This window comes from Pseudoalteromonas luteoviolacea, from assembly GCF_001750165.1.
Taxonomy (GTDB): Bacteria; Pseudomonadota; Gammaproteobacteria; order Enterobacterales; family Alteromonadaceae; genus Pseudoalteromonas; species Pseudoalteromonas luteoviolacea_G.
On record NZ_CP015411.1, the window covers coordinates 925,193 to 937,649 of the forward strand.

12 protein-coding genes are annotated in these 12,457 nt (G+C 41.4%); 6 read left to right on the forward strand and 6 right to left on the reverse strand.

Annotated elements, in window-relative coordinates:
* Nucleotides 1-156: 156 nt before the first annotated feature.
* From S4054249_RS03870 to S4054249_RS03885, 4 genes are all read right to left on the reverse strand, one after another.
* On the reverse strand, nucleotides 157-492 hold the full coding sequence (locus S4054249_RS03870; RefSeq protein WP_046356988.1) for a hypothetical protein: 336 nt from the start codon (nucleotides 490-492) through the stop codon (nucleotides 157-159).
* Between the two features lie 39 nt (nucleotides 493-531).
* Nucleotides 532-2,973, reverse strand: coding sequence for a TonB-dependent siderophore receptor (locus S4054249_RS03875; protein WP_052961032.1), 2,442 nt, complete (start codon nucleotides 2,971-2,973; stop codon nucleotides 532-534).
* Nucleotides 2,974-3,095: 122 nt separating this feature from the next.
* Nucleotides 3,096-4,025 carry a DUF4880 domain-containing protein gene (locus S4054249_RS03880; protein WP_046356987.1) on the reverse strand — a complete coding sequence of 310 codons (930 nt, stop codon included), beginning with the start codon at nucleotides 4,023-4,025 and terminating at the stop codon, nucleotides 3,096-3,098.
* On the reverse strand, nucleotides 4,012-4,509 hold the full coding sequence (locus S4054249_RS03885) for a sigma-70 family RNA polymerase sigma factor (RefSeq protein WP_046356986.1): 498 nt from the start codon (nucleotides 4,507-4,509) through the stop codon (nucleotides 4,012-4,014). The genes S4054249_RS03880 and S4054249_RS03885 overlap by 14 nt, the downstream gene beginning before the upstream one ends.
* Before the next feature lie 338 nt (nucleotides 4,510-4,847).
* Between S4054249_RS03885 and S4054249_RS03890 the strand changes: the two genes are divergently transcribed.
* The 4 genes from S4054249_RS03890 (at nucleotide 4,848) to S4054249_RS03905 (ending at nucleotide 10,567) form a co-directional block, all read left to right on the forward strand.
* On the forward strand, nucleotides 4,848-5,912 hold the full coding sequence (locus tag S4054249_RS03890) for a hypothetical protein (protein WP_331245632.1): 1,065 nt from the start codon (nucleotides 4,848-4,850) through the stop codon (nucleotides 5,910-5,912).
* A gap of 571 nt (nucleotides 5,913-6,483) precedes the next feature.
* On the forward strand, nucleotides 6,484-6,672 hold the full coding sequence (locus S4054249_RS03895) for a hypothetical protein (RefSeq protein WP_046356985.1): 189 nt from the start codon (nucleotides 6,484-6,486) through the stop codon (nucleotides 6,670-6,672).
* 494 nt (nucleotides 6,673-7,166) lie between these two features.
* Complete coding sequence (locus S4054249_RS03900; protein WP_046356984.1) at nucleotides 7,167-8,198, forward strand: cytochrome-c peroxidase; 1,032 nt, start codon at nucleotides 7,167-7,169, stop codon at nucleotides 8,196-8,198.
* The gene (locus tag S4054249_RS03905) at nucleotides 8,195-10,567 is read left to right on the forward strand and encodes a hybrid sensor histidine kinase/response regulator (protein WP_145924975.1); all 2,373 of its coding nucleotides are present in this window, start codon (nucleotides 8,195-8,197) and stop codon (nucleotides 10,565-10,567) included. Before S4054249_RS03900 ends, S4054249_RS03905 begins: the two co-directional genes overlap by 4 nt.
* 42 nt (nucleotides 10,568-10,609) lie before the next feature.
* On the opposite strand, the gene S4054249_RS03910 is transcribed toward S4054249_RS03905, so the two are convergent.
* Nucleotides 10,610-11,485 carry an SDR family oxidoreductase gene (locus S4054249_RS03910; protein WP_046356983.1) on the reverse strand — a complete coding sequence of 292 codons (876 nt, stop codon included), beginning with the start codon at nucleotides 11,483-11,485 and terminating at the stop codon, nucleotides 10,610-10,612.
* Nucleotides 11,486-11,595: 110 nt separating this feature from the next.
* Here S4054249_RS03910 and S4054249_RS26495 point away from each other — a divergent pair, with 110 nt between their 5' ends.
* The gene (locus S4054249_RS26495) at nucleotides 11,596-11,742 is read left to right on the forward strand and encodes a hypothetical protein (protein ID WP_155401393.1); all 147 of its coding nucleotides are present in this window, start codon (nucleotides 11,596-11,598) and stop codon (nucleotides 11,740-11,742) included.
* Here the strand turns inward: S4054249_RS26495 and S4054249_RS03915 are convergent.
* Nucleotides 11,732-12,019 (reverse strand): hypothetical protein, encoded by a 288-nt coding sequence (locus S4054249_RS03915; protein ID WP_235611266.1) that lies wholly within the window; start codon nucleotides 12,017-12,019, stop codon nucleotides 11,732-11,734. The two genes, S4054249_RS26495 and S4054249_RS03915, sit on opposite strands and share 11 nt — an antisense overlap.
* A 103-nt stretch (nucleotides 12,020-12,122) precedes the next feature.
* On the opposite strand from S4054249_RS03915, the gene S4054249_RS03920 reads away from it, so the two are divergent.
* Complete coding sequence (locus tag S4054249_RS03920; RefSeq protein WP_046356981.1) at nucleotides 12,123-12,407, forward strand: hypothetical protein; 285 nt, start codon at nucleotides 12,123-12,125, stop codon at nucleotides 12,405-12,407.
* Nucleotides 12,408-12,457: the final 50 nt, after the last annotated feature.

The window sequence follows — 12,457 nt, forward strand, 5'->3', positions numbered from 1 at the left end:
GCGCCATAGCAATATGTCATGATGCATGCCCAACCAGTTAGACCAACAGTTATGAAAAAAGCGGCAGAGATGGCGCTTAAGTCGCTATAAAAATGGATTAAACTACTGGGGAGTAAGGTGATGGTTATTAAGCCGAAAATGAAGCCCGCAAACGTTTTATGCCACATAAAAGCCTCCAAAAACAAAGTGTAATGTAGTGGCAATCAGGACAGCAACAACCAAACTTGGCCAAACAGCGTGATTAAAATGGTGAATTAAAAAAATCGGTGCCGCGAGGGCAAACATACTTAGTAGTAGGGTATAAGTAAGTGCGGCACCGATTGTCATACCTATTTGCACAAAGCCCCACACTGCAAGTAGGCAAAGGCTCAGTGCAAATAGGTGTAGCAATAGGCGTCCAGATAAGGGGCGTGTTAGCCACTTCTGTCGTGTGCTTGTCGCATAGTACAGCACGCCGCATAGCCATAAACTGGGCAGTAAATAATACATCATGATGGTTACGTATTGGCGGCTTACGCCGCCTTATTGTTATTAGAATTTATAGTTGGCGTTGATAACCCAAGTACGTGGAGAACCAGCTTTTTTAGGTACAAACCCGTATGTATCGTAGTAAGATTCATCCAGTAGGTTGCGTACATGCACCTTCACATCCAGTTGTTCGGTGACTTGATAACCAAGGTGAGCTGAAATCAGGGTTTCCCCTTGTTTGGTATCGGCCAGTGAACCACGTCGAGTACCAGCGGGTATGCCAAGATCAACGCCACGCGGCGCTAATACATTCACTGTAGTGTCATCGTTCCACTGTAAGCCAATACCTGCTCGCCAGTCGTTGTATTGATAGCTTGTATTTAACTTCAGTAACTTGCGTGGCGCTTCTTTGTTAACGTCTTCACCTTGTTGATCTTCAAGTGAGAACTCGCTGTAACTGGCGTTAAGTTGCCAGTTCTCAGTGATGTCACCCGCTATTTCAAGTTCAAATCCGGTTGAGTTTGCACCGTCTACTTGGCGGTATCGGATTGGATTTGAGTTGGCATATTCTGGAATGGCTTCAGCGACGTTTTTTAGCAAAGTATCAAATGCGGCAATGTTGATATTAAACTTATCGTCAAATAGTGCGAGCTTTAATCCAAGCTCAATGTTCTGGCCGGTAATGGCTTCAATCGGGTCAAGATTAATATCAACCAAACCAGGTTGGGGTTTGTATGTATCTGTGTAACTTGCATAGATGTTTAAAGTGTCGGTTGGACTGTATACCAGACCTAAGTACTTACTGTCACCGTCATCAGAAGACGAAGAAGCCGAATGGCCTTGCCAAGACGTATAGTTTTTATTGTGTTGTTTGAATTTATAAAACTTGATACCCGCGATCACATTGACCTGATCATGCACATCGATATTGGTGCTCAGTGCCAATGTTTCCTCATCGACGGCTTCCATTCGATCCATGATTTTTTGGTTCATGTTTGGCGCATTGATGCCGCGAGCAGGATTTTCGTTAAAGATGCTATCAATTGGGTGGAAAGCACGGCGACCCTCAGGGGTTTCTTTTTCGTACGTTACATTCGTGTACTCTGTCTCGTTATTTAAATATGTAATATTTATCTGGTGTTCTCGGCCAAGGAGCTCAATTCTACCTATCGCGCTGGCGGTAATTGTGGTGACTTCTCCTTCATCGGCAAACAGTGAATCAATACCAAATAGGCCTTTTCCTGTTTGAGGGTCTGGTGCAAATGCGAAGTAAGTAAAAATTGAATCTAAATCATTGGTACCATGATAAATCGCACCGTTAAGTTGCCAATCGAGGTTGAGCTGGTGAGAAAGCTTAAATGTATACCCTGTATGTTCTCTATTTTGAAATGCATTGGGAGAAGCTAAATTGGTCGATTTTGGCAGATCTGTGCGACTACCGTCTGTATTGAAAATAGGCACCCCCCAATGTACACCATTATGGTCTAGCTTTTGGTGATGAAGTGTCAGAGCGGCTTCAGTTTGCTCTTGTGCGCCAAAATAGCCATGAAACTGGGTATAGATGACTTGCTTTTGGATGTCCTCTCTATCGACATACGTGTCGCTATCTTCAAAGACAAGCACGACACGAGCCGCATATTTACCATCTTCGGTCAATGCGCTGCTGGCGTCTAATTCTGCACGTTTGTGATTAAAACTGCCGAGTTCAGCTGATACGTTCAATAAACGCTCACGAGTAGGCTTTTTGGAAATAAGGTTAACAGTTGCCGAGGGCTCACCTGCACCAGCCATTAAACCAGCCGCACCACGCAGTACTTCGACGGAGTCATAAACGGCGCTGTCTAAGCGAAATTCTTGTCCACGAGAAAAACCAGCTGGCATGCCATCTTTAACATATTCATTGACGTAAAAACCGCGAGAAGAAAAGAGTGTATCGTCTGATGTCCCATATTTATAGCGATAAACACCCGCACTATTATTGAGCACATCCTCTATATCATCTAGCCCATAATATTCAATAAAATTAGCATCTAAGACTGAGATTGATTGAGGAGTTTCCTTAACGGATAGATCAAGCCCAGTCGGGGAGGAGCTGCGCTCAATGGGTTGACCTAATACCTCTATGGTCTCGACCGCTTTCACATGCATATCTGGTAATTGTGCTACGGGGTCGCTGACACCATTGTCATTGATAACATAACCTGTATCTGTTTTAGAGTATTTCAGGTTTGTACCAGCGAGCAATTGCGCTATTGCTTGCTCCACACTGAGTGTGCCTGAGATTTGATGACTTTTCAGGTTTTCACTCAATGTGCTATTAATAGAAATCGAAATGCCGGTTTGCTCACCGAGTTCTGAAATCGCTTGATCGAGAGAGCTGGCAGGTAAACTCAGTGAATAGACCTGATCATTTGCATTTGCATGGATAGAAGAAGTCAGTAATACACCGGATAAACTGGCAGCCAGTAAGCTAAATTTAAACGATTTGATAGGTTGAGCAACCATGGTTTTCCTTAGTTTTAATTAATGTGTCACTCTATATGCCCCGCCAGTGAGGAAAATCTGCCAATTTTTTTTTATTAATTTAATATTTTTTTTATTACACTGAAATATAAGTATTTTTATGGCTAATTTTTATTGATAACTTGCCACACACTCGGAATGCCAGTGAGAGTAAGTTCTGGAAATGTGTTGATAATTTGCCTAAGTATTTGCTTTGGAGCCTCAAGAGAGAAAGCGCCACTGATCCGCAATTGAGCAGCCGCAGGGGCAACTCGAATGGAGCCTGATAGGTAACGTGATAACTCAGAAATAAACTGCTCAAGAGGCATTTGAGATACGCTCAGCATGCCTTTCGTCCAGCTTGTCGCATGGCGCGGTGTGCTAATAATACGTGCACCGGTATGATCAGAAATGAGCGTATTTCCTCGTGCCACTTGATAGTACTGTCCGTTAGTATAGATATTAAATTGTTGGTTCAATGCACTAAAGCGCAGCTGTCCTCCTTCATCAAAAAGGATAAACTCACTGCCCTCTGGCGCTTCTAGGTGACATTGTGGGCTTGAAATTATCAGACTGATTTGGCAAACAACATGTGCTTCACCATATTTCAGTTGTAGTGCTGTGGCAGAAAGGTTGATAGCACTGTGCGTGTTGAGATGGACCTCCGCCTGTCTTAAGTCAGATAATTTAACTTGTTCGCCAACCTGTGCATGATGGTCGGCTAGCTTGGCACTGATCCCTAACTCTTTTTGGTAGCGCCAAGTGAGTCCGCTTGATATAGAAATCACAGCAATTGATTTTAAGATATGACGGCGACTATGCTGTGCTTTAGAGAGTGTATTTAATGATTGTTGACCATCAAGCTGAAGCCCAGAAAACATTTGCTGTGAGCGCTGAACCTGTAGCCATGCTTTTTGATGTGTTGGATCTTCCTCTAGCCATTGAGTGAAAGCCTGTTTTTGAGTGCGTGTCAGAGATTGTGCTTCATGTTGCACATACCATTTAATCGCTTGTTTTATCGCTGACTGTGTTGGCATTGTTTCAAATTGACTCACTTTGCACTTCAATACAAGCCATTATCGCCTTACACATGGCTTTTTGAACGATATTAACGCTGACATCTAGTTGCTTAGCAATGTCTTTATAAGGTAGCCCATCAATACGTGCCATGATAAATATTTGTCTAATGCGTTGTGGTAGTTTTTCCAGTACCAAAGAGAGTTGCTCTAACGTATGGATAATCATTTGTTGTGTTTCGGGGCTGGGGACTAGGTGCTCAGGTTGTTGGGCAAGCGTTTCGAGATAAGCTTGCTCTATAGATTGCCTGCGCCAATGGTTATTCACAAGACCCGTTGCCAATGTTGTTAGATAAGCTCTGGGAGAATGGATAGGTTCGAGTTTTTTAGCCGCTTGTTTATTCAGTACTCTAAGGAAAGTGTCTTGTGCAATATCTGCAGCCTGTGCTTGACAGTTTAGCTTGTTGTATAAAAACTGACGTAACCACGAGTGATGATCTTGATACAAAGACTCTATTTGCAAAGTATTTCCTTTTTTGAGTGCTTATTGGGAATAAAAATTGTTCGCAATTATAAGGTTTATTGCAATTTAAGCAAGTGATTGAGAGTGCCATAACGGCTCATGTTGTATCACAGTCTATTTAAGAGCTTGCTGACTTATTATTTATGTAATGGCTTGTTTGAAGTGGTGTTTTGCTGCGAACTTGACGTAGTGATATTTATTCCTCCTCCGTTTTTTTGACGATAATGTATGAATGGAAAATGTCTGTAAATCCCACGACATAGTCGGGCAACGAACACTGTGGCATCCAATATTAGGTGTGTTATTATCCGCAAAGGCAATGGAAAATAGTTTGAGAAATGATGTTTAATAAAAGAGATGATTTAATATTAGCAACCCTTAGTAATAGTCAAAAGCTACACAGTGAAAGTTTCGACTATAAATCTCTATTTTTAAACTTAATTACTCCAGATGATACCAATGCGCGCTTTTTGCCTAGTGTATTTATAGAGAATGAGCATGCGAGACAATTTACATCTAGGAAGCTTACTAAAAAGCAGCTAGTTGATTTATATGACGCAGATGGCAAAGTCATTATCGGTAAAGATTGCATTATTAATTGTCTCAAGTACGGGACAAGTGATTGGAAAAAAGCGAACCAAACCATTGAGTCGATAGTTGAGCTGGGTGAGAACATTTCAGTTTCTGAAATCATTCAAGTACCTACTGTATACCCAGTTGAAAACAATAAATATCAAATTTTGACTGGCCACAGACGTTTCTTTGCGCTGATTTTCACATTTGGTATCGATCATGCTGCGCAATTCAAGGTGTATGACTCAAAGCCTTTATTATATAAAGTAAAGCAGTTTCAAGAGAACGCGAGCCGAGAGGACTTACCACAGTATGGTAAGCTACAAGCATTTCTCTCCGCAATGTTGGAAATGGAAGGTGTTGACCAAGCGCGGTTAAAAATTGGAGAGAAAAAATTAACCGTCAGAGATAAAGCGAAGAACCTCGGGATCTCTATGGGAGCTTATGACAATTACAATGTCCTAACGCGTTACTCTGAAGTGATAAAAGCTTATGAAGGTGGCTTGAGTGCTTCATTTGTTAAGGTCAAAAAAGTTATCTTAGAGTGTGAGCAAAACTACAAAATTAAACACGACAAGAAGTTACTTAGTATTGGTGATAAGAAGCAAATAGGCGAGCAAATCGCCACGCGTTTATCAGGGAAAAAGCCGCCGAGTGAAAAAGTACCTACATACCAGTTGAAGAAGATCAATCAGGTAGACGTGTTGAGAAAATTGTTATTTACCGATGTCTCGCAGTTAGACACTGATATCGATTGGACCACATTAGATTGGGATGACCATGAGCAAGTTAACAAGGTGCTGGAAGGCCTGCTAGAACAGCTGGTTTGATAATAAACTAAATTGTTTGTCAATCTAGAAAAAGCAGGGCGGTTTCCCTGCTTTTTTTGATTTTGACTCTTTAATTGAGTGCGGTAGTTTGTCTAGCGAATCGAAAAACTTGTTTAATTGCTTTTTGGTAAATAGTGAGGTGTGTATATTTGATTGGTGTCCTCAAAGTATTGTTGATTTTAGGAATGAGTAAGCGCTGCTAATTAAGTGGTTTATTATTACTCATTGAGGACAGCGAAAATGCTAAGCTATTCAATGGTAATCGCTGATTTTACGATCTAAATAGATTTTAATTGTACATTGGTAGGGCATAGATATAGCTTGAGAGGCCCGTTTTTACAGTGATCTTTCGCAATACTGAAAGAACTACATTGTTTTTGATAATGTAACCTTGTGAGTATTCTAAAGCATAAATGATGTTTTCATTACTGATGTTTGACAGTGCGCTTTAAATGTTGTTTTTACCCTGTAAATTATTACAAGTTCTGTGTTTTTTATAGGTTTTTTACTTCTACCTGCAAAATAATCGTGTTACTTTTGACAACAGATGTTAATAAGGAAACGCAAACATATGAGCACTAACAACGAGTATTTTAATGATGTAAACGCTTTTTCTTCGAGAGAACATGAACTGATCAGAAAAGCGTTTAAGCAAGGTTATCTTCAAGGCAAAGAAGATGGTATCAACGGTATACATGTAAGTAGTCGAGTAATCGAAAATGCGCTATTTACTGAAGAAGAGACTGCATTAGCATTCTGATCATTGCATAACGTGGCAAGAGAGTTCGCGTGTCTAAAAGCAATCTCACTTTACCGTTATGTAACGCTATCTTGGAGTCAATAGGCGATATAATGACTGTTAATATGGTGGGCATCTTTTTCATTGATTCAAATGAAGTTTTTGTAAGATGCCCATACTTTAAATAGGCTTGCTCGTTGGTTCTATCTGATTTCGTTAATGCGTTTACATTCAAACCCGCAGGCGCTCCACTTTAGTCGTCCTCATTTATCTTATCTTTTTTATGTCCCAGATTTTAAAATAGTGAACCTGTTCCGAGTACTTTTACTGAATAGAGTATAGCCATAACTGCTGGCGGTATGACATAGTGACGTTAGTGTTTAACCGAATTTATAGCGTCATGATTCGTCTTTTTTCGCGCTTTTCGAGAGCTGAAAATTTTCAGTTATTTTGTAAACCACTGTCTATACTTGGATGAATAGTCAATCAGTGCAAGGTGTTTCAAGGATGCTGATATGAGTAGTAAGTACATCGTACTCGTTGCCATCACACTAGCTGCAATATTCCTAATACTGGCGATTCAGTTTAAATCGGCTCAACAACGTCATCATTGGCAACAAGATGTCGTTGAGGTGCACTCTACTGAGATCGTGTATCAAGAGCGCAAAGTGGATGCGCCTATCCAGCCTTTACCTATTGTGAAGCAATACGATGTGGCATGGGCACAATTAGGTAAAGCTTTATTCAAAAGCCCATTGTTGTCTGCTGATAATTCGGTGTCCTGCGCATCTTGCCACGACTTGTATAATGGTGGGGATGATGGTTTTTCTGTGTCTGTTGGCATCAAACAGCAACTGGGTGAGCGCAATTCTCCAACTGTGATTAATTCAGTCCTTAATTTTCGTCAATTTTGGGATGGTCGCAGCCCTAACTTAGAGTCTCAAACGCCTGAGCCTATTCATAATCCAATGGAAATGGGCACAAATTGGCAAGCGGTGATCGAAAAACTAAATGCGCAGCCAGACTTTGTGAAAAGTTTTAATGCGGTTTCAAATGATGGCATTACCGTAGAAAACATCATAAAAGCGATTGTGGCTTTTGAGGCGTCGCTCATTTCTCAAAATACGCCAATTGACGATTTCCTGTTGGGTAAAACCAATGCATTAACTACCCAGCAGAAGCGTGGGTATGAAAAGTTTATGTCTTATGGTTGTGTGACTTGTCATCAAGGTCGCAATATTGGTGGCAATTTATATCAAAAAGTGGGCCGCTTAGATCAAGTACCAGCTCAATTGTTAGATGATTTGGGCCGCTTTGAATTGACACAAAACCCTCTGGATAAGTTTGTGTTCAAAGTGCCTAGTTTACGTAATGTTGCTTTAACAGCACCCTATTTTCACAATGGTTCAGTGGACAATTTGTCTGATGCGATCCGGATCATGGCCAGAGGTCAGCTGGGTTTAGATTTAAGTGATGAAGATGTTGCAGACATAGAGGCATTACTGCACTCTTTCTCTGGTAACTTACCGAGGTCTTTAGCGGAGTGAAATATTTAATAGAAGGGTGTTTATTGCTGTTAATTTGGTTTTTTGGTTCGCAAGCCATTGACGGGTATTTTCTTGCACAGCATCAGCAGCAGGAGTTACAGATTAAGCGGCAACTGCAAGGGGTTGCCACTGAATTATCGTTAGAAACATTTTCTGCAATGGACCGTAATGTTTACCATTTTGATAGGCATGCACACAAGCAACTTGAATTTGAACGTTTGATCAATGAGCTTGAGCGCAATGAAAGGCTAAATACAGAGCTCTCAAGTGCCTTGGGGTCATTCAAAAATACCATTGATACCTATATGCAATTGGCCTCGATGTTGAAAACTTCTTATCGTTATATCGCCAAGTTAGAGTTAGAAAAAGCAGAGTTTAGCCCCGATGTACAAGCTTTACTAAGTCGCGTCATCGCATTAATATCAAACTTACACATGACGAACTCATTGCCCGTGATAGAGCAAGTTAACCGCGAGCTGTCAGTATTAGTGCCTCAAATTAAAAACTTAGAAGCTAATCTACCACGCCTTAGAGTACTGCGTTTACATATCGAATTTGTATTAGATAATGCGCTCAAGGCCTCAAATCTACTTGTGCCAATTCAGCAAAGTAATATATCAACCGTGATCTTGCGAGATATTAATGCGCTGGTGCGTTCAACGGATGAATCAAGATGGCAAATGATGCGCGCAGTATTTATGCTGCTTTGCGTTGTTTTTTTATTGATTATTCTCGCGTTAGCAAGGCTATTAATTGACCTTAAACAAGCTAATATGATGGCGAATCAAGCTGCCGAAACTAAGTCTCTGTTTGTATCAAATATGTCCCATGAAATACGCACTCCTATGAATGGTATTTTGGGGCTGACAGATATTCTTTTAACGACAGAGCTGACAGGGGTTCAGCGAAATTACTTAGAAAAAGTACGCTTTTCAGCCAATGCACTCACAACCATCATTAATGATATTTTGGACTTTTCAAAAATCGAATCTAAGAAATTGCATATTGAGCGTGTACCTTTTCAATTTGAAGACTTATTAGATAATTTGCGCTCTTTAATTACACCACTTGCAAATACCAAAGGGGTTAAGCTGGTTTTCGATTTAGCCCCCACACTGAGTAAACAGTATGTTGGCGATCCGGTTAGAATTAACCAAATCATGCTGAACTTTGCATCGAATGCAGTCAAGTTTACTGAAGATGGTTCTATTACTCTGAGTGTACAGCAAGAAAAACAGGAAGGAGATACTTGCTGGGTATCCATTTCTATAACGGATACCGGCATTGGCATTGCTCCAGATAAAGTCGACATGTTGTTCGAACGATTTACTCAGGCGGAGTCCTCTACAACCCGTAAGTATGGAGGGACTGGATTGGGACTGACGATTTGTAAACTGTTAACAGAGCTTATGGGAGGGCTGTTAGAGGTAGAGAGTGAACTTGGGAAAGGATCAAAGTTTACAGTCAAATTACCGCTTTGTGTGATAACTGAGGAGGTAGAGGAATCTGAGCAAATTCAGTTGTCTGGTTCGATATTAATTGTTGAAGATGACCCGATTTATTTAGAGATCAGCCAAAATATTGCACGTTCAATAGGGTTAGAAGTTACCGGAGTGAGTAATGGCGATGATGCATGTATCGCATTGCGTGAACGCAAGTTTGATATACTTCTGGTGGATTGGATTTTACCAGACTGCCATGCCAATGAGTTACTTGCAAAGTTGGGGGGGGATAGTTGCTTACCCGAACGCGTTGTGGTTTACACTGCGCATACACGAGAGAGTATTAAAACAGAGTCTGACTTTCCTATTCTATATAAACCGTTACTAAAAAGAGATTTAATTGATGCGTTGAGTGAGGCGAAACAAATCAGTCAGTCAGCAAGTGCGGCGCCTAGGCCAGCAGAGGCCGCTATTCATGCTGTAAGTAAGTCAGGTTGTAGCACTAAACCGGATACGCCAAGTTCAGATATCTTACAAGGTGGCTGTATGCGTGTTTTATTAGTGGAGGACAACGAAATTAATCGCATTGTTGCGCTAAAATTGCTCAGTCGTATTACTGGTGTGGCAGTGGAGGTGGCTGAGGATGGTCAAAGCGCTGTTGATATAATCACCCATAAAAAAGCGGACTTTGATATTGTGTTTATGGATATTCAAATGCCAGTTATGGATGGGGTTGAAGCGACAAAACGAATTCGAGAAGTGTACTCTGTTGAGCAGTTGAAAATTGTTGCTCTGACAGCCAATGTCATGCAATCAGAAGTGGATAAATACCTAGAGATTGGTATGAATGGCCATCTTGGCAAGCCATTTAAAATGGATGAGTTGGAAGCAGTGTTTAAGCAACATATGACAGAACTAAACTTATAAAAGCACCAAGTAATCTAACAATAGACTACTTGGTGAGAATAACTAGCCTTGCTTTAAGTCAAGTAAATGTGCCATGTCATACAGCTTGTAAATATGTTGCATAGCTGCTTCTCTTGCTTGGTTAGTGGCTTCGATCACAGGGTTAAGTCCAGTACCATCGACAGTGGTTCTAAATGGGCGTTGTGTTGCTGGCGTTTGTAGTAAGGTCAACACTGCATCTGCGACCATTTGTGGACTTGGCGCGTTGTCTGCATCGTGTCCAGCTTCTGTACCTGCCCACATTTTTTCGGGCGCATCTGCAAATTCTCCATAACTTACTGTGACGGCTTGGTCACTTGAGCGCAGCAGGTTTGCGCCAAAGTCAGTACCAAATCCGCCCGGTTGTACGATCAGTGATTGAATACCAAATTGTGACAGTTCAACGCGATAGTTTTCAGCTAACCCTTCAACGGCATGTTTGGTGGCATTATATGAGCCTAAAAAGGGGAGGACAAATTGGCCTAAAATACTTGAAACTTGGAGCAAAGTGCCACTACCCCGTTGCTTCATATGTCCTAAAATAGCGCGTGTCATACGCTGTACACCAAATACATTGATATCGAATACTTTTTTAAAGTCATCAATATCGAAACTGTCTTGCCAGCCGAGAGTACCGACACCCGCGTTATTGATAACAATGTCGATGTGCCCTGCTTTTTCGATGGCCAGCGCAACGCCTTCATTGACGCTGTTATCATCGGTGACGTCAATGTCGACAACCATGATGCCGTTAGATTTGAGTTCGTTGGCAATGGAAGCATTATGACCTTGTGGATCACGCATAGTGCCAACAACTTTAAAACCGTGGCGTACAAAGGTATTTGCGAACAGGTAACCAAAACCACTGTTAGAACCAGTAACTAAAACAGATTGTGTCATATCTTTATTCCAAAATTAGGCTTCTGCTGAATTGCGATTAGATTATCGAGTTGAGTGCTATTAATGAAATTAATCCAGGTATTTAGTTTTGGGCGACTTAGGGCTAGGTTGTGACAGGAGAATGTAAAGTAGATATTCGAGTACTGGCAAAAGGGGCTGCGACAAAAAGAATGAAAATGGCGCAGGAAAATGGCGTGGCAGAAATAACAAAAGCGTGCCGCGGCACGCTTTTTTTAAAAGAGGAGATTATTGGTTAATTTGCTTGAGAAGTGTTTTAGCTACGCCAACAGCAGATTTATTGTTTTGACCTGTGATCAGTTCACGGTCGACCACAATATGTGGGTGCCAATCTTGCTCGCTGCGTGAGTAATTACCTCCAGCTTTGGTTAGGGCATCTTGTGGCCAGTAGTGCAATTCATCGTCACCGAGGTAGTACTTGGTCGCCATGGTTTCTTCAGAGTTACTGAATGTGGTCATTTGATAATCGGCATAGATCCAGCCTTTTGCGGGTTGAGCATTTTTACTTTGTTTCATTTGCACTTCAATTTCTGCGGCATTTGGCAATGTAGATAGCAGTGCTACGGGGCCATGGCACATTCCGCATCTACTTGCTGGAACGGGTAAAGATACCCGAGGTATGGTAGATGATGCGCTGAATGCACTTGGTCTTTCGCGCACGGTACAATACAAGGTCGCGAATTTTTTAACAGCCCCTTATATCGTTGAAAAGAGCGATGCCATATTTACTGCACCGCGCAGGTTTATTAATGCGATAAGTCAGCAATTTCAAATCTCACAATTTGAAACACCGGTCCCCATGGAGAGTTATGCTATGAGGCTCTACTGGCATATAAAAAATAAAGATGAGCAGGTTATTAAATGGTTTCGTGAGCAATTAGTTGCGGTCGCGCGTGGCAACTAAGGGGTCAAGCTGGTCATTGATCGGCGTGATATTGTGAATAGCCGCAATTT